Below are 18,552 nucleotides of genomic sequence, written 5' to 3'. Positions count from 1 at the left end.
AGCCAGGGCTGATGGCGACTAATCTGAAAAGAAAGAGAAATGGTGGACGCGACAGGGATTGAACCTGTGACCCCCTCGATGTCAACGAGGTGCTCTCCCGCTGAGCTACGCATCCGCCGTAGGGCTCCGAAAAACGTCTTCGGAGCGGGAAGAGCGGTCGTATAGCGGCGAGGCCGGTCGGCATCAAGCCGATTTAGCGGCAAGAATGCGATTTCTCACCAAACGCCGCTCGGCCCAGTCGCAGCGAAGGTTCAGGCCGCGACCATCCGCTCGACCTCATTGACCAGATCGCGCAGGTGGACGGGCTTGGACAGAACCTTGGCGTCTGGCGTGGCCTGCGCGGCGGTCAGGGCCACGGCGGCGAAGCCGGTGATAAACATGATGCGCAGGCCGGGTTGGCGGGCGGCGGCGACGCGGGCGACCTCGATCCCGTCGGCGCCCGGCATGACGATGTCGGTCAGCAGCAGATCGTAGGGACCGTGTTCCAAGGCGTCGATCGCGTCGTCGCCGTTCTCGCAGTCGATGACCTGGTGGCCTGCCCGCTCCAGCGCGCGCGTCAGAAATCCGCGCAACGAACCGTCATCTTCGGCCAGGAGAATACGCGCCATTCGAAAAACACCCTTGAAACAGACCGCAAACCTAGAGCCCGAACGGTAAACCGCCGATGAAATTCGCCGATCAGCCGACTTCCTTCCACAGCGAAACGCGCTAAGCGGAAGCATGACCGACGGCGGCGACAGCTTTTCGATCACCGACCCGGCGGCGGACGCGCCCGCGACTGCGCTGGTGTTCGCCTCGCCCCACTCCGGCGACCTCTATCCCGACGACATGGGCGCCGCGCCGGACCTGTCGCGCGCCAGCCTGAAAAGCGCCGAGGACGCCCTGGTCGGGCGCTTGGTCGCAGAGGGACCGCTCAGAGGCGCCGCGCTGATCGAAGGGCGGCTCGGCCGGGCCTATGTTGATCTGAACCGTGATCCGTCCGAGCTTGACCCGGCCTTGATCGAGGATCTGGACGGGCCGGTGGGAGCCAAGACGGCCGCCGGTTATGGCGTGATCCCCCGATTGGCCGGCGACGGGACGCCGCTTTACGCGCGCCGGCTGACGTTGGCGGAGGCCACGCACCGCATCGCCAGGGTCCACGCCCCCTATCACCAAGCCTTGGGCGAACGGATGCAGACGACGCGCGCGACGCACGGACGGGCGGTGCTGATCGACTGGCATTCGATGCCGGCGCGCGCCGTCGGGGCCGAAGTCGTGCTGGGCGATCGTTACGGCTCGGCGTGCAGTGCGCGGCTCAGCCGGCGGCTGCGCGAGTTGTTCGAGGGCTTGGGCTGGCGCGTTGCGCAGAACCATCCCTACGCCGGCGGTTGGTCCACCCAGCGCTGGGGACGGCCGGACGAGGACTATGAGGCCATCCAGATCGAACTGAGCCGCAAACTCTATCTGGACGAGACGACGCTGGCCCCCAACGCGACCTACGCCAGGACGCAAAAGGCCCTATCCCGCGTGATCGCCGCCCTGTGCGCAGACGCGTGGTCGGCCTGACTGATCGCTGATCAGATCAAAAAAAAGCCGCACCCGAGGGTGCGGCATTAAAAGTCTATAGGGAGGAAACGCCCAGGAAGGGCAAGACGCCCGGAGGCGTCAGAGATCAACTTAGGTTGCGATGCACAATGGGTCAAGACCCATGAGCGCCCGCATTGTCACGCCTTGTTACGCACATATGGCGAGTCGCCTGACAAGACGGCTCTCTTTCGACGAAAGTCGGACGGGCGCTCAATCTCGCAACTGCGAAAGGATCGGTTCAGTTGTCCAACAACCGCCGTGCGTTGCGAATGGCGCGGGCGGCGGGTGACGCCTCCTGGCGATAGATCAACAGGCCGAACGAGGACGCCACGCCCAAGGCCAGCCACAGCGGTCCGAACAGCCAGGCCGCCGCCGCCAGGGCGAAGTAATAGCCGCGCACACCCTGACTGAAGGAACTGAGCGCCGGGTTCAAAAGCTGGCCCGCCGCCTCGCTGAAGGCCTTGCGGTCGGTCTTGGTGTGGATCTCCGGCGCCGCGCCGATCAGCGCCAGGGCGTAGTTCATCTGACGCAGCGCCCAGATGAAATCCAGAAAGCCGCGCGCCAGGCAGATCAGGACCAGCGCAAGCTTTGCCTCCAGAATCTTCATCGGCACGTTTTCGGCGCCGACGGCGGCGAACCCCTGAAGCGCGCTCTCGCCGCCGAACAGGATGCCTGCGACCGCCGCGATCAGCAGCAAGTTGGTGGAGGCGAAGAAGGAGGCGGAGTTGATCGAATGACCCATCAGCTGGCTGTCGATCAGCTTCATCTCGCGATGGGTCATGGACTGCATCCAGGCCGCGCGGACATGCTCCATGTCTTGGTTCAGCGAGCCGCCCCGTCGGCTGATGAAAGCCAGGATGGGGCTGTATCCCAGCCAGCAGATGAAGAAGAGGGCCAGCGCCGCCCAATCGGTCCAGGTCATGATCCAGATGTCCGCGATGATGCGCCGCGACGCAAGTCCGCCGGGCCCGTGTTCGCCACAGGTCGCCCTTGCCGTGACGGGCCGGGGAGCCTATCACCCTTCGCCTTTCAAAGTTTCGCAGTCGCAGCAAAGACCCGCCATGAACCTCGACGCCATTCCCGTCGGCCCGAACGCTCCCTGGGACATCAACGTCATCATCGAAATTCCACAGGGCGGCCTGCCGGTGAAATACGAGATGGACAAGGCCTCGGGCGCCCTGTTCGTCGACCGCTTCCTGCACACCGCCATGTACTATCCGGGCAACTACGGCTTCGTGCCGCATACCCTGTCGGACGACGGCGACCCCTGCGACGTGATCGTGCTGAACCCGACGCCGGTCGTTCCGGGCTGCGTGATCCGTTCGCGCCCCATCGGCGTGCTGAAGATGGTGGACGAGGCCGGCGGCGACGAGAAGATCCTGGCCGTGCCGGTCGACAAGCTGAATCCCTATTACACCGAGATCGCCAGCTATCGTCAGCTGCCGGCCATCCTGATCGAGCAGATCGAGCACTTCTTCACCCGCTACAAGGATCTGGAGAAGGGCAAGTCGGTCAAGGTCGAGGGCTGGGGCGACGCCGGCGAGGCGGCCGACCTGATCGCCAAAGGCATGCAGGCCCACCAGGACAAGCTGGCCAAGAACAAGGCCGCCAACGCCGCCTGATACGGGCGATAAGCGCTTGAAGCCTTAAGGCGTCCTCCGATCAGGGGACGCCTTTTTGCTGGGCGATTATTCGCGCCAGCCCGACACGTCGTTGCCGCCAAGGACCATGCGGCGGATCGCCGGAGCCGTCAGACCAAGGGTGAAGCCCGGCGTCGGGGCGCTGGCGGCGTTCAAACGCGACATCTGTTCGTCGCTCAGTTGGAACGCGGCGGCGGCGATATTGCCCGCCAGTTGGGCCGCGGTGCGCACGCCGACCAGGGTGGAGGCCACGCCAGGGCGCTGCATCACCCATCTCAGCGCCACCTGCGCCGGCGATCGATCGGTTTCCTTCGCGACGGCTTTCAGCGTTTCAAGCACGTCCCAATTCCGATCGACGAACTTGCTCTGCCCAAACGGATTGGCCCCGCTGAGACGTCCGGTGTTCGTCGTATCCTCGCGTCGGTATTTGCCGGTCAGGAAGCCGCCGGCCAGTGGACTCCACGGCATGACGCCCATGCCGCCTTCAAGCGCGGCCGGGATGTGTTCGGCCTCGATGTCGCGGGCGACGAGTGAATACTCCACCTGGATCGCAATCGGCGCCGGCGCTCGCCGCTCGACGGCCAGGGTCGCCGCCTTCATGGCCAGCCAAGCCGGCACGTCCGACAGGGCGAAATAGCGGATCTTGCCCGCGCGAACGAGGTCGCCCAGGGTCTGAACGATCTCCTCGATAGGGGTCACGCCGTCCCAGATGTGCATCCAGTACAGATCGACGTAGTCGGTCCCCAGGCGCTGCAATGACGCATTCAGCGCGCGATGGATGTTCTTGGCCCCGGCCCCGCCGGCGTTGGGATTTCCCCTGCCGGCCTGGGCTGTCGTCAACGGACTGGCCGATCCGTTGAAGGCGAACTTGGTGGACAGCACGACCTCGTCGCGGGCTCCGGCCTCCCTGATGAACTGTCCGACCAGGCGTTCGCTCTCGCCTGCGGCGTAGATGTCTGCGGTGTCGACGAAGTTACCACCCGCTTCGCGATAGGCCTGAAACACCCGTCGCGCCTCGGCTTCATCGGCGCCCCACTCCCCCGATCCAAAGGTCATCGCCCCAAGGGCGAGCGGACTGACGACCAGGCCCGATCGGCCGAGCGTGCGATAATCGATCAATAACATCTTGTTTTCCTAGCGATCACTACAAAACCAGTGAGCGTGGTGGCGCCGCAGGTCAAGATGTTTTATAGTGACCACTATGGAATCCACGCAGCCTTCGCGTCGCCCCGGCCGCCCGCTGTCCTTTGATCGCGATATCGCCCTTCGACAGGCGATGCTCTCCTTCTGGCGTCACGGCTACGAGACGACCTCCATCGCTGATCTGACGGTGGCGATGGGGATTACAGCGCCCAGTCTGTACGCCGCGTTCGGCGATAAGAAGCAGTTGTTCCTCGAGGCTGTGCGCCTCTATGCGGGCGACCCTCAGGCGATGGCCGACGGGATTGGCGCCGCGCCCAGCGCTCTGGAAGCGGCGCGCAGCCTGATGACCGCTGCAGCCTGCACCTATACGGGCGAGGACACGCCCAGTGGCTGTCTGATGGCCAGCGCGACGGCCAGCGGCTCGGCGGCCTCGGCCGATGTGCAGCGGGTCGTGGCGGACATCCGCCGCGGCGTTCGGCGCAGACTTCAGGCGAAGATTGATCAGGACATTCAGGCGGACCGCCTGCCGCCTGCCACGGATGCCGCCGCGCTGGCAGGTCTGGTCATGGCGGTGATGCAAGGCATGTCTGTCCTGGCGCGAGACGGGATGGAACGGCCTGCATTGCTGGCGATCGCCGAGTCTTCGCTGCAGGCCTGGCCCGGCGACGCGCGATAAGACGACGGCGCGAATGTGAAAACAGTCGCTGCGACGCCCCGCCCTCTCCCGCAACGGTTCGGCCTCTCCTATCTGCGTCGCATGACTGAACTGACCCCCCGCGAGATCGTCTCCGAACTGGATCGCTATATCGTCGGCCAGAACGACGCCAAGCGAGCTGTCGCCGTGGCCCTGAGGAACCGTTGGCGCAGGAAGCGCGTGCCGGCGGATCTGCGCGACGAGGTGACGCCCAAGAACATCCTGATGATCGGCCCCACCGGCGTCGGCAAGACCGAGATCGCGCGTCGCCTGGCGCGGCTGGCGGGCTCGCCTTTCCTGAAGGTCGAGGCGACCAAGTTCACCGAGGTCGGCTATGTCGGCCGAGACGTGGATCAGATCGTGCGCGACCTGGTCGAAAGCGCGCTGATCATGGTGCGCGAGCGCCGGCGCGGCGACGTGCGGGCCAAGGCCGAGGCCGCCGCCGAGGACCGGATTCTGGACGCCCTGGTCGGACCGGGCGCGGGGCCGGCGACGCGGGACAGTTTCAGGAAGAAGCTGCGCGCCGGAGAGCTGGACGACAAGGAGATCGAGATCTCGCTGGCGGACACCGCCTCGCCGATCCAGGGCCTGGACATTCCAGGCGGCGGCAACGTCGGCCTGCTGAACCTGTCGGAGATGCTGGGGAAGATGGGCGGCGGGCGCACCAAGACCGTCAAGCTGACGGTGCGCGATGCGACGACGCCCCTGATCGCCGAAGAGGGCGACAAGCTGCTGGATCAGGACAGCCTGACGCAAGAGGCGCTGAAACTGGCCGAGAACGAGGGCATCGTCTTCCTGGACGAGATCGACAAGGTGGCTGCTCGCCGGGGCGCGTCCGGCGCCGACGTGTCGCGTGAGGGGGTGCAGCGCGACCTGCTGCCCCTGATCGAGGGCACCACGGTCTCGACGAAGTACGGGCCGGTGAAGACCGACCATGTGCTGTTCATCGCCTCGGGCGCCTTCCACGTCGCCAAGCCCAGCGACCTGCTGCCCGAGCTTCAGGGACGGTTGCCGATCCGGGTCGAGCTGAAGGCCCTGACGCGCGACGACTTCAAGCGCATCCTGACCGAGCCGGAGGCCAATCTGATCCGTCAGAACCAGGCCCTGCTGGCGACCGAAGACGTGACCCTGACCTTCACCGACGATGCGGTCGAGGCGATGGCCGATGCGGCGGTGGCGGCCAACAGCGCGGTCGAGAACATCGGCGCGCGCCGGCTTCAGACCGTGATGGAGCGGGTGCTGGAGGAAACCAGCTTCAAGGCCTCGGACCTGTCGGGCCAGACCGTGACCTTCGACGGCGACGCTGTGCGCGAGAAGATGGACGCCCTCACCAAGGACGTCGATCTGAGCCGCTTCATTCTGTAGCGACGCGCTCGGCGGCCTTGCGGTTCTGGCGGCCGCGCAGGCGGTCCGCCACCCGCTCGGCCTGGCGCTGGGTGAAGGCGAGAGCGGCGGGGTTGCCGCGCCGGGCGCCGATGCTGTCGGCGACCTTGGCGCCCCGCTCGCCGATCGGCAGGGGCTTGCCGGTCGTGGTGTCCACGGCGGTCTGGTGCTCGATCTCGGCGTTCAGCTCGGCGCCCATCAGGATCACCTGCACCGACAGCCAGGTCCACAGCAGGAAACCCATCATGGCCGCCAGCGGGCCGTAGCTGTCGGTCCGCACGAAGTTGGACAGATACCAGCTGAACAGGAAGGACACGGTCAGGCTGAGCACCGCCGCGAAGATCGCGCCCGGCGTGACCCAGCGCCAGCGCGCGCGCTGACGGCAGGGGCCATAGCGGTAGATGACGGTCAGGGCCGCGATATAGCCCGCCAGCAGCAGCGGCCAGCGCAGCGGGGCGATCAGGCCCCACTCCTCCTCCAGCCCGAACAGCCGCACCACCACCGGCACGCCGACGACAAGGACCGAGGTCAGCAGCACGGCGATGATGGCCCCGACGGTGAAGGCCATGCAGATCAGGTTGTAGCGCACGATGTTGCGGCGCTCGACCTCGTGGTAGGCGACGTTCAGGCCGTAGAACAGCACCTTGACCGCCCCGTTGGCGGTCCACAGCGACAGGGCCAGGGTCCAGGCCAAGGTGAAGGTCAGCTGGCTGTTGGAGTTCTCGGCCAGCCGCTGCATCTCCCCGCCCAGGAACTCGGCGATGCTGTCGGGCAGCAGGGCGTAGAGGAACTGCAGCCGGCCCCAGGCGTCGGCCGGATCGGCGAACAGGCCGTAGAGGGTGACGAACGTCCCCAAGAGCGGGAACAGCGACAGCAGGGTGAAGAAGGTCACGCCGCCGGCGACGAAGCCGACCCGGTCGCCGAAATAAGACCCGCCGGTGCGCCAGACGATGTCGGACCAGCCCCTGTGAGGAATGTGCTCGGGCCGTTTGGCCATGCGGCCGCGACCGGGCTCCTGGGCCTCATAGTCCTCGGGCGTGGGGACCTTGGGCGGCAGGGGCTCGGGGCGTGGGGCGCGCAGCTCGACCCCGACCTTGTGCCCCTGGCTGTAGAGCAGGTGTGCGGCGCCGGCGCCGGCGGCCAGACCCCCGCCGGCGGCGGCCAGGAACTTCCACACCCGGCCGCGCTCGACCGGCGCCGGCGACCGGGCAGGCGCCCGGGCGAACAGGTTGCGAAGCGGGGCGAGGCGGGAGGGGCGGCGCGCAGTCATCCCGACGCGAACGGTCAAGCTGGCCTCGCGTTCCTCCCGTCGCGCTTGAAATCGGCGCCGGGCCGGGCCAATCAACGCCCATGACCGACCCCATCACGCCCAAGTCCGACACCGACGCCCCGACCCTGCTGACCGCCTGGAAGGCGGCGCAGGCCCGGCTGAAGACCGGCCGCATCGACAGCCCCGCCATCGACGCCCGCCTGCTGCTGGAGGCCGCCGCCGGCGCCAGCCGCATGGACATCCTGACCGACCCCTATCGACCCATCACCGCCGACCAGTTGAGCGCCTATGAGGCCATGGTCGAGCGCCGGCTGAAGCGCGAGCCCGTCTCGCGCATCGTCGGCAAGAAGGGCTTCTGGAAGATCATGCTGAACGTCACCCCCGACGTCCTCAGCCCCCGCCCCGACACCGAGACCCTGATGGACGTCTCCATGCTGGCCTTCGGCAAGACCGAAGCCTTCGACGCCATCGACCTGGGCACCGGCTCGGGCGCGATCCTGTTGGCGCTTCTGGCCGAGCGGCCGGCCGCGCGCGGGGTCGGCACCGACATCTCGTCCGAGGCCCTGGCTGTGGCCAAGGAGAACGCCGCCAACCTGGACCTGAACGAGCGCGCCACCTTCCTGCGCACCGAATGGGCCGCGGGCTTCGGCGACGCCAGCTTCGACCTCGTCTTGTCCAACCCGCCCTATATCCCGACCGACCATATCGCGACCCTGGACCCGGAAGTGCGCGACCACGACCCGCACCTGGCCCTGGACGGCGGGCCGGACGGCTTGCAGGCTTACCGCGACCTCGCGCCCGAGGTGAAACGTATCCTGAAGCCGCTGGGCGTCTTCGCCGTCGAGATCGGCTTTGACCAGGGCCCGCAGGTCAAGGCGCTGTTCGAGGCCGTCGGCTTCACCGACGTCAAGATCATCAAGGACCTGGGCGAACGCGACCGCGTCGTCACCAACGGCCCGGACCCGCGCACCAATCCGATCCCGCAGGACTGACCGAGATCAGACGGTCGGCGGACAAAAACACCGTCTATTTCGTCTAATTCGTCTGATCTGGCCCTCCCCGGCCGTGCGATGCGTCCCCTGCGGACGAACCGAGACAGGATCGCACGGTTTGAGGGCGTGGGCAGGAGGATGACGCTGGCGGGCGGCAGGGTGTTGAAATCGTTGGCGGTCCTTGCCGCAGATGCGCGGGCTGGCGGCTTTGCGTTAGGGTGCGCCACGAGGAGCCGCCCATGACGACCAACCGCCTGACGCCGCGCGCCCGCGGACTGCGCCAAGTCGGCGGCTTGGCCGAGGAGCGGATATGGGCGCGGTTGCGCGGCGGCGCCGTCGACGGCTGGAAGGTGCGTCGGCAGCATCCGGTCGGCCGGTTCGTGGTCGATTTCGCCTGCGTGCCGCTGCGCCTAGTCATCGAGATCGACGGCGGGGTGCATGAACGCGACGAGGTCGTCTTGAACGACCACTATCGCCAGCAGGCGATCGAGGCGCTGGGCTGGACCGTCATCCGCTTCACCAACGCCGAAGCCCTGGCCGACCCGGCCCGCATCGACGCCGCCATCCGCGATCGCGCGAAGACGCTAGGCCTCTAACCTTACCTCTCCTGTTGGGAGAGGGCTTGAGCCTCCGAAAGCACAGCGATCGGCAAGGCGAAAGGGTGAGGGTCGTCCGTCGCCGCCATCCGCTGCGGCCCGACCGTTGCGATGGCTCACGCCGACTTCGACGCCCGACCCTCATCCGACCGCTTCGCGGCCACCTTCTCCCAATGGGAGAAGGATCAGGATGGGACGCCCCCTCTCCCATTGGGAGAGGGCTTGAGCGCACGGCGGTGCTGCCGACGTCCTTGCGAAAGGGTGAGGGTCGTCCGCCCCCCGCCATCCGCTGCGGCCCGACCGCCGCGACGGCTCGCGCCGACTTCGGCACTCGCCCCTCATTCGCCCGTTTTACGGTCGCCTCCTCGCAAGGGGATCAGCAGAATTATGCTGAGCACAGATCAACCCAGAGTAGAAGATTGCGGTTCGCCTACTTGCGTTATTCCACATGCTTGTGCATTTGGATCCGTGAAAATCTGGAGGACACATGGCTGACGAAAACGATATCGCCGCTGGCGTTGTAGCAATCGCGCGGGCGAACGGAGGCTTTTGCTCATTTCAACGAGCGTACAAAGAAATCCCAAAATATGTGCGACTGGACGCCGGGAATCTTGCCGACTCAAAAACGAGGCGCGGTGAGAAAATGTGGCAGCAACTGGTACGCAACATCTGGTGCCACAAAGATACCCCTGGAAACTACATCTATACGGGACGCCTCATCCACGTTCCTAGGAGTGGCTACCGCTTGCCCTGATACAACGCTTTAAATCCAGGCTTTAGCCATTTCAGTTCCGTTGGTCCTGAATAGCTTTTGTCCCAAACAAACCAAGCGTAAGCGGTCGTGCCGCTTCCCCCCTGCACCGCGCCAGCAGGATAGAATGTAATGCGCTCACTAAAGACCCAGACGCGACTAGGTGGCGTTTCAGCAAAAATCGTCTTGGCTCGATTAGCACCCTCGAGAAACGCCAGCCGCAGAAGCAAAGCAAACTTCTTTCGGGCAAGACGAACACCCGTTCGAGCAAAACCCTCAGCAGCGTTAAAGGGGGGATTAGTTATAATGTTATCTGCGCACCAGTCAGCCTGAAGGAAATCGACACCAGCCTCTCCATAACCGCGATCGTAGAGATCGCTGCCGTGGACGGTGTGCCCCGCCTTTTCAATGACCTTGGCCATTGCGCCGTCTCCACAAGCGCACTCCCAGACATCACCTTCGAAAGTTTCGCTTTCGAGAAGCGCGTGAGTTGCCCACTCCGGAGTGGGATAGAAATCCGGGCCGTCAAGATCAGCGAACCGTTTAAGCGTAGGCTTAAAACCACCGTTGAGGTTGTATGTTGCGTCCACAAGTATTCCCCAGTTTGGGTCTACATCTGAGTAGAAATCCCTAGAATAAGGTTAACAGAGTCTTGCCAGAGTAGATTCTAGTTAACATGCGGGACCTTGAGGATCGCATGCTGTGCCCTCAATGCACCCGCATCTTCCCGATCTCCAGCCCGCCCTCACCGGCCGTCACAGCGATCACCCCGCCGTCCTCGATCTCGCCGGCCAGGAGTTTGCGCGCGATCGGGTCGACCAGGTCCTTCTGGATGACGCGTTTCAGCGGCCGCGCGCCATAGGCGGGGTCGTAGCCGCGGTCGGCGAGCCAGGCCAGGGCGCTGTCGTCCAGGTCCAGGGTCAGGCGACGGTCGGCGAGCAGCTTCTCGAAGCGTGACAGCTGGATGCGGACGATGCCGCCCATCTGGTCGCGGCCCAGGCGGTGGAACAGGATGATCTCGTCGATCCGGTTCAGGAACTCGGGCCGGAAGTGGGCGCGGACGGCGTCCATGACGAAGGGGCGCACGGCCTCGACGTCGTCCCCCTCGCCCTGATCGGCCAGATACTGGCTGCCCAGATTGGAGGTCATGATGATCAGGGTGTTCCTGAAATCGATGGTTCGGCCCTGGCCGTCGGTCAGGCGACCGTCGTCGAGCACTTGCAACAGCACGTTGAAGACGTCGGGGTGGGCCTTTTCGACCTCGTCGAACAGGACGACCTGATAGGGGCGACGACGCACGGCCTCGGTCAGGGCGCCGCCCTCGTCATAGCCGACATAGCCGGGAGGGGCGCCGATCAGGCGGGAGACGCTGTGTTTCTCCATATATTCCGACATATCCAGGCGGGTGATGGCCGCCTCGTCGTCGAACAGGAACTCGGCCAGGGCCTTGGTCAGTTCGGTCTTGCCCACGCCGGTCGGACCCAGGAACAGGAAGCTGCCCAGCGGACGGTTGGGGTCGTTCAGACCGGCGCGGGCGCGGCGAACGGCGTCGGAGACGGCCGCCAGCGCCTCATCCTGACCCACCACACGACCACCGAGCGCGGTCTCCATCTGGAGCAGTTTTTCGCGTTCGCCCTCCAGCATCTTGTCGACGGGCACGCCGGTCCAGCGGCTGACGACAGCAGCGATCTGTTCGGCGTCGACGACCTCGGGGGTCAGGGGGCCCCCACGACCTGAGGCGCCGGAGGTCTCATTGGCCTCGGCTTCTTCGAGCTGCTTTTCGATCTGGGGGATCTGGCCGTAGGCGATCTCTGACGCACGGCCCAGGTCGCCGGCGCGCTGGGCGTTGGCGAGTTCCAGGCGCAGGCGGTCCAGGGTTTCGCGCAGCTGGGCGCCCTGGCCGACCTTGTCCTTTTCGGCCTTCCACTGGGCGGTCAGGTCGTCGGACTGGCCCTCCAGATCGGCGATCTCGTCCTCCAGCTTTTCCAGACGGTGTTGGGAGGCCTGGTCGGTTTCCTTTTTCAGGGCCTCGCGTTCGATCTTGAGCTGGACCAGGCGGCGGTCGATCTCGTCCAGGGCCTCGGGCTTGGAATCCACGGCCATGCGCACGCGGCTGGCGGCCTCGTCGATCAGGTCGATGGCCTTGTCCGGCAGGAAGCGGTCGGTGATGTAGCGGTTCGACAGGGTGGCGGCGGCGACGATGGCGCTGTCGGAGATGCGGACCCCGTGGTGGACTTCGTACTTCTCCTTCAGGCCGCGCAGGATGGAGACGGTGTCCTCCACCGTCGGTTCGGCGACGAAGACCGGCTGAAAGCGGCGGGCCAGCGCGGCGTCCTTTTCGACGTGCTTGCGGTATTCATCCAGGGTCGTGGCGCCGACGCAGTGCAGCTCGCCGCGCGCCAGGGCAGGCTTCAGCAGGTTGGACGCGTCCATGGCGCCGTCGCCCTTTCCGGCGCCGACCAGGGTGTGCATCTCGTCGATGAACAGGATGATGCCGCCCTCGGCGGCCGAGACCTCGGACAGGACGGATTTAAGCCGTTCCTCGAACTCGCCGCGATACTTCGCGCCCGCGATCAGGCTGCCCATGTCCAGCGCCATGACGGTCTTGTCGCGCAGGGATTCGGGCACGTCGCCGTTGACGATGCGCAGGGCCAGGCCCTCGACGATGGCGGTCTTGCCGACGCCGGGCTCGCCGATCAGGACGGGGTTGTTCTTGGTGCGGCGGGCCAGGACCTGGATGGTGCGGCGGATCTCTTCGTCACGGCCGATGACCGGATCGATCTTGCCGTCGCGGGCGGCCAGGGTCAGGTCGCGGGCGTAGCGTTTCAGGGCGTCATAGCCGTCCTCGGCGCCGGCGCTGTCGGCGGTCTTGCCCTTGCGCACCTCGGCGATGGCGGCGTCCAGTTTCTCGGCCGTGGCGCCGGAGGATTTCAGCACCTCGGCGGCGACCCCGCCTTCTTTGGCCAGCGCGGCCAGCAGGCGTTCGGTGGTGACGAAGGCGTCGCCTGCGGTCTTGGACGCCGCCTCGGCGGCGGCGAAGACGCGCGCGGTGTCGCCATCCAGATAGAGCTGGCCCGAACCGCCGGTGACCTGGGCGCGCTTCGTCAGCGCGGTTTCGACATCGGCCTCGGCGCGGCGGGCGTCGCCGCCGGCGGCGGTGATCAGATTGCGGGCCAGGCCGTCGCGTTCCTCCAGCAGCACCTTGAGCAGATGCTCGGGCGCGAACTGCTGGTGTCGGCGGGCCAGGGCCAGCGACTGGGCCGACTGGACGGCCTGTTTGGCGCGGTCGGAATAGAGTTCGAGATTCATGGTTTCAGTCCCCTCGGGAGGCGGATGGATTTCAGCACACCCTCTGCTGAGCAGCGCGCCGTTGAGATCGAGGTGGGTGTGACGATCGGGTCACACAAGGGGTCCGCAGGGCGGCTTTCGGGGCTGTCCGTTTCGCCGCCGCGCGCCTAGGCTCTGGTGAACAGGAGCGCCTCGTGATCGCCCATTCCGCCTGGCCCGTCGATCCGGCCGTCGTCGGCCCCTTTTTGATCGCCGTGGCGCTGATCGAGCTGACGCCGGGGCCGAACATGGGCTGGCTGGCGCTGGTCGCCTTGGCGCGGGGACGGCTGGCCGGTTTCGCGGCTGTGGCGGGCGTGACCCTGGGGCTGGCGGTGTGGATGCTGGCGGCCGCCTATGGGCTGACGGAGGTCTTTTCCGTCTGGCCGACGCTGTATCAAGGCCTGCGTTGGGCGGGCGTGCTGTTTCTGCTGTGGCTGGCGTGGGAGGCCTGGCGCGCGCCGACGATCGAGGCGGCGCCGACGCCGGACGCGCACTCGCTTCGCGGCCTGTTCGTGCGCGGCCTGATGGGCAATCTGCTGAACCCCAAGGCCGCCGTCTTCTATGTCGCGCTGCTGCCGACCTTCATGCGGCCGGACCACGGTGCGCCGCTGAGCCAGGCCCTGACGCTGGGGAGCCTGCATCTGGCGGTCGCCGTCCTGGTGCACAGCCTGATCGTGATCGGCGGCGCGGGCGCGGCGCGGCTGGCGCCCCGGATGCAGGGTCGCGCCCTGCGCGCGGTGATGGCCGGCGGCCTGATCGTGGTCGCCGCCTGGCTGACCTGGGAGACGCGGACCTGAGCCCGCGCCTCCTGTCAGGTCGTCAGCCCCCGGTCGGGCCGGTCGAGAAGTCGAACTGTTCCGGCTGGCGGCGCGGACCGCCGAAGTTCCAGGTCAGGCCGATGTAGAAGGCCCGCAGCTTAATGTCCTGCTCCGAGCGTTCGCGGAACTGCGGCGTCTCGTAGATGGTCGTGGTGTTGAAGGTGTTGAAGATATCCCGTGCGGTGAAGTTGAACGACAGCTGCTCGTTCAGCTTCCTGCGATAGCCCAGATTGACCATGCCGCCGGCCTCGCGCCGGCCCTGCGCCAACAGGCTGTCGCCCTGCCAGAAGCTGGAGACCTGGACGAAGTCCTTGGCCGTCGGCTGCCAGTTCAAGCTGAGACGGCCGCTGGCCAATGTGGCCTCGCGGTCGCCGCCGCCGACGACGGCGCCCGAGTCGATCTCCTGACGGAAGACGTTGACGCTGGCGCTGTAGCGCAGGGTCGGATGCAGGCGCCCGTTCGCCGTCGCCTCCACGCCCATGTCGCGGCGCGAGCCCAGGTTTTCCGGACGGGTCAGGAAGACGCCGCCGCCGATGTCGGACGCCACGTCGGTGAAGGCCTTGTCGGTGTTCCGCAGATAGGCGGTGGCCTGATAGAAGCTCTGGCCCTTTCGCATCTGCCACATGGCCTCGAAGCTGTCGGTCTCCTGCGGCTCCAGATCCGGATTGCCCGAGCGGACGTTCAGCGGGTCCTGATAGACGACGAACGGGTTCAGCTGGCTGGGCTGGGGTCGCTGGATGCGGCGCGAATAGCTGGCGCGCAGGGTCTGTTCGGGCGTCAGCTGATACTGGACGTGGGCGGTCGGATAGGCGCGGAAATAGTCCTGGGACGCCGAGGCGCCGCCGGTCAGATCCTTGATCTCGATGTCCGCCTGCTCAAGCCGCAGGCCCAGCTGGGCCGACAGCTTCTCGCCCAGCGGCCGCTCATAGGTGGTGTACAGGGCATGCACCGTCTGGGTGGCTTCGAAGCGGTTGTTCAGGGCCGGGACCGGCGCCAAGTCCGCCTGCGAGGGACCGCGCAGGAACTCGGCGTCCTGCTCGGGCCGCTGGGCGTTCAGCTCATAGCCCAGGCGCAGCTTGCCGCCGTCGGACATCGGGCGGGTATAGGCGCTGGTGAAGCCCCAGGTGACCTGATCGACCGCGGTCCTGGTCCGCTCATACAAAGCCGCGCCCGCCGGGGTCAGGAAGGTGGTCAGGGTCTGGCTGGTGGTGTCGTTGGCGTTGGAATCGTAGCGCAGCTCGTTGGACCACTCATGGCCGTCGCCGTCGAAGCTGCGCAGCACGCGCGCCGTGGCGCCCCAGTTGTTGAAGGTGAAGTCGGAATCGCCGACCCGGCGATAGGCGCTGGTCATCGCGCCGGCGGCGTTGCGGGTTTCATACAGGCCGTCGCCCGACCCGGTGCCGTCGAAGGCCACGCCGCGCAGTTCGCCAGTCAGCTGGGTCTTGTCTTCCAGCTTGTATTCGGCGGTTAAGCGGGCGAAGGCGCCGTTCTGCTCGGACTCGACCGGCTGTTCGACGGTCGTGGTCGACACCACCGCGCCGGTGACCGGGTCCAGCTGTTCACGGACGCGGTTGAAGGTCAGTTCGGTCGGATCGGAGCGATAGCTGGCGTCGCCAGACAACGTCAGGCGATCCTTCTGGTACGAGCCGCTGAGGCCCGCGTTCCAGCGGCCGTTGTCGCCGAGGTTGACGCGCAGCGAGCCGGTCGTCTGAGTCCCCGGCTTGGGCGCCGTGGGCTTGGTGATCAGATTGATGACCCCGCCCGAACCCTCGGGGCTGTAGGCGGCGGACGGATTGGTCATGACCTCGATGCGGGCGTACTGGCTGGCCGGCAGCTGGATAAGGGCCTGACCGCGACCGGGGCCGGTCAGGATGCCGGACGGGCGGCCGTCGACCAGAATGGTGACATTCGCGTCGCCGCGAAGCGACACATTGCCCTCAGGATCCACGTCCACCGACGGCACGTTGCGGAGCGCGTCGGCCAGGCTGCCCGTCGTCGCCTGAAGATCGTTGGCCAGGCTGTAGCTGACCGAGTCGATCGAGGTGCGCACGTCATTGGCGCGGGCGTTGACGACCACGTCGCCGACGCTGGCGGGCTGCTGTTGCTGGGGCGGTTCGGTCGTCTGAGTGCGCGGCGCGGGCGTCTGGGCCGTCGTCGCCGGGGTTTGAGCGGCCGGCTGGCTCGTCGTCGCCGGCGGCGGGGTCTGCGAGGCGGTCTGGGACGAATTCTGGGATTGAGCCAGAGCGGCGCCGGGCAGGGCGACGGCGGCCGCACCCAGCATGAGAACGAGTTTGGAAGAGGTCATGCCCCGGCGATCCTGAAAGAGTGCGCGGGCGTCTGTTTGCGCCCGTCGATAAGCCTGACTATCGACGTTACTTTGAATCGCAAAGTTACATCTTCTTCATCGAGACGGCGCGGTTGTGGCTAAGCTGGGAACTGTCAGCTTCGCCATACGCTTTGACCCGATGCTGACCACGAAGATGAACCCCCGCGTGTTTTGGGGCGCGAGCGCCATCATCGCGCTGCTGCTCCTTGTCGCCATCGTCGCGCCGGGAGAATCCGACCGCCTGTTCCAGAGTGTTCAGGCCTGGGTGATCGACACCTTCGGCTGGCTCTATATCGCCTCGGTCGCCGCCTTCGTGGGGCTGGTGCTGGTGCTGGCGATCGGCCCCACGGGCGCGCTGAAGCTGGGGCCGGACGACGCCGAGCCAGACTTTCCCTATCTGTCCTGGCTGGCCATGCTGTTCGCCGCCGGCATGGGGATCGGCCTGATGTATTTCGGCGTCGCCGAGCCGATCCAGCACTATATCAATCCGCCCGAGGGCGCCGGCCGCACCTTCGACGCCGCGCGTCAGGCCATGGGCATCACCTTCTTCCACTATGGGGCCCACGCCTGGTCGATCTATGCGCTGGTGGGCCTCAGCCTGGCCTTCTTCGCGCACCGCAAAGGTCTGCCGCTGACGCTGAGGTCGGGCCTGTCGCCCTTGCTGGGCAAGCGCGTCAATGGGCCGATCGGCGATGCGGTCGACATCTTCGCCATCTGGGGCACGGCGTTCGGCATCGCCACGTCTCTGGGTTTCGGCGTGTCGCAGATGAACAGCGGCCTGACCTATCTGCTGGGCATTCCCAACACCGCCTGGGTTCAGGTCGGGCTGATCGTCGTGGTCATGGCGGCGGCGACCGCCTCGGTCATGAGCGGGGTCGGCAAGGGGGTGCGCCGTCTGTCGGAGCTGAACCTGGTTCTGGCGGTGCTGCTGATGCTGTTCGTGCTGGCGGTCGGGCCGACCGGCTTCTTGTTCAAGGCGCTGGTCCAGAACTTCGGCTTCTATCTCAGCCATTTCGTCGAGCGGACCTTCACCCTCTACGCCTATGAGCCGCGCGCCTGGATGGCGGACTGGACCCTGTTCTACTGGGCCTGGTGGATCGCCTGGTCGCCGTTCGTAGGGATGTTCATCGCGCGGATTTCGCGCGGGCGAACAGTGCGGGAGTTCCTGCTGAACGTGCTGCTGGTGCCGGCCGGCTTCACCTTCCTGTGGATGACCGTCTTCGGCAATACGGCGATCAGCCTGGACATGGGCCAGGCGGCGGGCGCGATTTCCAACGCCGTTTCGGCCGACCTGTCGACCGCCCTGTTCTACTTCCTGGAGCAACTGCCGGGCGCAGCCTTCACCTCGGGCCTGGCGATCCTGCTGGTGGCGGTCTTCTTCGTCACCTCGGCCGATTCGGGGGCCCTGGTGATCGACACCATCGCCTCCGGAGGGGCCGACGACACGCCGCGCTGGCAGCGGGTCTATTGGTGCCTGCTGCTGGGCCTGATCGCCGCGACCCTGCTGCTGGCGGGCGGGCTGGGGGCGCTACAGGCCGCCACCCTGGCCGCCGCCCTGCCCTTCGTTCTGATCATGATCCTGCTGTCGATCGGCCTGGTGCGCCAGATGACCGCCGACGTCGCGGGCCGCAGCCTCGAGACCGAGGGCCCGCCCTTGGCGCAACAGCTGAAACGCATTCTGGCCCCGGCCAGCCGCGCCGACATCCTGAGCGAGATCGAGCGCCACGGCCTGCCCGCGCTGGAAACGGTTCACGCGGCCATGGAAGCCGAGGCGGCGGATTCCGAGATCGGGCGTGACGACGGCGTCGCCTGGCTGACGGTCAAACAGGGCGAACGCACCTTCATCTATCGCCTGGGCGCCCGCTCGCGTCCGCGTCCCGCCGTGACCCAGCGCGAGACGCCCGAAGGCCGCCGCCTTCTGGAATGGCGACTGACCGCCCAGACCGGCCAAGGCGAACGCCCCCACGACATCACCGGCTTCACCCGCGACCAGATCGTCGCCGACGTGCTGGAAAAGCTGCAACGCTGGCGACTGGCGTAGGGACC

General features: G+C 66.5%; 15 protein-coding genes and 1 tRNA gene. 8 read left to right on the top strand and 8 right to left on the bottom strand.

The window, feature by feature from the left end:
* Positions 1-40 precede the first annotated feature (40 nt).
* Together ASF81_RS00220 and cpdR are read right to left on the bottom strand one after the other, a co-directional pair.
* A tRNA-Val gene (locus tag ASF81_RS00220) sits at positions 41-115 on the bottom strand.
* A 136-nt stretch (positions 116-251) separates the two neighbouring features.
* Positions 252-608 carry a cell cycle two-component system response regulator CpdR gene (gene cpdR, locus ASF81_RS00215; protein ID WP_017506825.1) on the bottom strand — a complete coding sequence of 119 codons (357 nt, stop codon included), beginning with the start codon at positions 606-608 and terminating at the stop codon, positions 252-254.
* Between the two features lie 112 nt (positions 609-720).
* On the opposite strand from cpdR, the gene ASF81_RS00210 reads away from it, so the two are divergent.
* Positions 721-1,545, top strand: coding sequence for an N-formylglutamate amidohydrolase (locus ASF81_RS00210; RefSeq protein WP_055803262.1), 825 nt, complete (start codon positions 721-723; stop codon positions 1,543-1,545).
* Between the two features lie 259 nt (positions 1,546-1,804).
* Here the strand turns inward: ASF81_RS00210 and ASF81_RS00205 are convergent, their stop codons facing one another.
* Entirely contained in the window at positions 1,805-2,488 is a 684-nt protein-coding gene (locus ASF81_RS00205) for a DUF599 domain-containing protein (protein WP_055803258.1), read from the bottom strand.
* A gap of 139 nt (positions 2,489-2,627) precedes the next feature.
* Here ASF81_RS00205 and ppa point away from each other — a divergent pair, with 139 nt between their 5' ends.
* A complete protein-coding gene (gene ppa / locus ASF81_RS00200; protein ID WP_055805249.1) occupies positions 2,628-3,188 on the top strand; it encodes an inorganic diphosphatase in 561 nt (186 codons plus the stop codon).
* Between the two features lie 66 nt (positions 3,189-3,254).
* Here ppa and ASF81_RS00195 read toward each other — a convergent pair whose 3' ends face one another.
* Entirely contained in the window at positions 3,255-4,331 is a 1,077-nt protein-coding gene (locus ASF81_RS00195; protein ID WP_055803256.1) for an aldo/keto reductase, read from the bottom strand.
* Positions 4,332-4,407: 76 nt separating this feature from the next.
* On the opposite strand from ASF81_RS00195, the gene ASF81_RS00190 reads away from it, so the two are divergent.
* On the top strand, positions 4,408-5,025 hold the full coding sequence (locus ASF81_RS00190; RefSeq protein ID WP_200932815.1) for a TetR/AcrR family transcriptional regulator: 618 nt from the start codon (positions 4,408-4,410) through the stop codon (positions 5,023-5,025).
* 81 nt (positions 5,026-5,106) lie between these two features.
* Positions 5,107-6,408, top strand: a complete 1,302-nt coding sequence (gene hslU, locus ASF81_RS00185) for an ATP-dependent protease ATPase subunit HslU (protein ID WP_055803249.1) — start codon at positions 5,107-5,109, stop codon at positions 6,406-6,408.
* On the opposite strand, the gene ASF81_RS00180 is transcribed toward hslU, so the two are convergent.
* Positions 6,398-7,714, bottom strand: coding sequence for a YihY/virulence factor BrkB family protein (locus tag ASF81_RS00180; RefSeq protein ID WP_235559166.1), 1,317 nt, complete (start codon positions 7,712-7,714; stop codon positions 6,398-6,400). The two genes, hslU and ASF81_RS00180, sit on opposite strands and share 11 nt — an antisense overlap.
* A 62-nt stretch (positions 7,715-7,776) precedes the next feature.
* Between ASF81_RS00180 and prmC the strand changes: the two genes are divergently transcribed.
* Positions 7,777-8,688: a peptide chain release factor N(5)-glutamine methyltransferase gene (gene prmC, locus ASF81_RS00175; RefSeq protein WP_055803246.1), complete on the top strand. Its 912-nt coding sequence runs from the start codon at positions 7,777-7,779 to the stop codon at positions 8,686-8,688.
* A 239-nt stretch (positions 8,689-8,927) separates the two neighbouring features.
* Complete coding sequence (locus tag ASF81_RS00170) at positions 8,928-9,284, top strand: endonuclease domain-containing protein (RefSeq protein WP_055803242.1); 357 nt, start codon at positions 8,928-8,930, stop codon at positions 9,282-9,284.
* A gap of 738 nt (positions 9,285-10,022) precedes the next feature.
* Here ASF81_RS00170 and ASF81_RS14680 read toward each other — a convergent pair.
* Positions 10,023-10,457 carry a hypothetical protein gene (locus tag ASF81_RS14680; RefSeq protein WP_200932814.1) on the bottom strand — a complete coding sequence of 145 codons (435 nt, stop codon included), beginning with the start codon at positions 10,455-10,457 and terminating at the stop codon, positions 10,023-10,025.
* Between the two features lie 286 nt (positions 10,458-10,743).
* Entirely contained in the window at positions 10,744-13,344 is a 2,601-nt protein-coding gene (clpB, locus tag ASF81_RS00165; RefSeq protein WP_055803238.1) for an ATP-dependent chaperone ClpB, read from the bottom strand.
* Between the two features lie 173 nt (positions 13,345-13,517).
* Here clpB and ASF81_RS00160 point away from each other — a divergent pair, with 173 nt between their 5' ends.
* Positions 13,518-14,159, top strand: coding sequence for a LysE family translocator (locus ASF81_RS00160; protein ID WP_235559164.1), 642 nt, complete (start codon positions 13,518-13,520; stop codon positions 14,157-14,159).
* Positions 14,160-14,181: 22 nt separating this feature from the next.
* Here ASF81_RS00160 and ASF81_RS00155 read toward each other — a convergent pair whose 3' ends face one another.
* Positions 14,182-16,485, bottom strand: a complete 2,304-nt coding sequence (locus tag ASF81_RS00155) for an outer membrane beta-barrel family protein (protein ID WP_055803234.1) — start codon at positions 16,483-16,485, stop codon at positions 14,182-14,184.
* Positions 16,486-16,645: 160 nt separating this feature from the next.
* Here ASF81_RS00155 and ASF81_RS00150 point away from each other — a divergent pair, with 160 nt between their 5' ends.
* Complete coding sequence (locus ASF81_RS00150) at positions 16,646-18,547, top strand: BCCT family transporter (RefSeq protein ID WP_055803228.1); 1,902 nt, start codon at positions 16,646-16,648, stop codon at positions 18,545-18,547.
* Positions 18,548-18,552: the final 5 nt, after the last annotated feature.

The sequence above is a fragment of the Brevundimonas sp. Leaf168 genome (assembly GCF_001423685.1).
GTDB classification, from domain to species: Bacteria; Pseudomonadota; Alphaproteobacteria; order Caulobacterales; family Caulobacteraceae; genus Brevundimonas; species Brevundimonas vesicularis_C.
This window is presented reverse-complemented; position numbering and strand designations above follow the sequence as displayed.

What these genes read in the sequence shown, in the direction of transcription:
- ASF81_RS00205 (WP_055803258.1), bottom strand. Translation starts at nt 2,488, where the DNA reads ATGACCTGGACCGATTGGGCGGCGCTGGCCCTCTTCTTCATCTGCTGG.
- hslU (WP_055803249.1), top strand. Translation starts at nt 5,107, where the DNA reads ATGACTGAACTGACCCCCCGCGAGATCGTCTCCGAACTGGATCGCTAT.
- ASF81_RS14680 (WP_200932814.1), bottom strand. Translation starts at nt 10,457, where the DNA reads ATGGCCAAGGTCATTGAAAAGGCGGGGCACACCGTCCACGGCAGCGAT.
- ASF81_RS00190 (WP_200932815.1), top strand. Translation starts at nt 4,408, where the DNA reads ATGGAATCCACGCAGCCTTCGCGTCGCCCCGGCCGCCCGCTGTCCTTT.
- cpdR (WP_017506825.1), bottom strand. Translation starts at nt 608, where the DNA reads ATGGCGCGTATTCTCCTGGCCGAAGATGACGGTTCGTTGCGCGGATTT.
- ASF81_RS00155 (WP_055803234.1), bottom strand. Translation starts at nt 16,485, where the DNA reads ATGACCTCTTCCAAACTCGTTCTCATGCTGGGTGCGGCCGCCGTCGCC.
- ASF81_RS00210 (WP_055803262.1), top strand. Translation starts at nt 721, where the DNA reads ATGACCGACGGCGGCGACAGCTTTTCGATCACCGACCCGGCGGCGGAC.
- ASF81_RS00170 (WP_055803242.1), top strand. Translation starts at nt 8,928, where the DNA reads ATGACGACCAACCGCCTGACGCCGCGCGCCCGCGGACTGCGCCAAGTC.
- clpB (WP_055803238.1), bottom strand. Translation starts at nt 13,344, where the DNA reads ATGAATCTCGAACTCTATTCCGACCGCGCCAAACAGGCCGTCCAGTCG.
- ASF81_RS00195 (WP_055803256.1), bottom strand. Translation starts at nt 4,331, where the DNA reads ATGTTATTGATCGATTATCGCACGCTCGGCCGATCGGGCCTGGTCGTC.
- ppa (WP_055805249.1), top strand. Translation starts at nt 2,628, where the DNA reads ATGAACCTCGACGCCATTCCCGTCGGCCCGAACGCTCCCTGGGACATC.
- prmC (WP_055803246.1), top strand. Translation starts at nt 7,777, where the DNA reads ATGACCGACCCCATCACGCCCAAGTCCGACACCGACGCCCCGACCCTG.
- ASF81_RS00150 (WP_055803228.1), top strand. Translation starts at nt 16,646, where the DNA reads ATGCTGACCACGAAGATGAACCCCCGCGTGTTTTGGGGCGCGAGCGCC.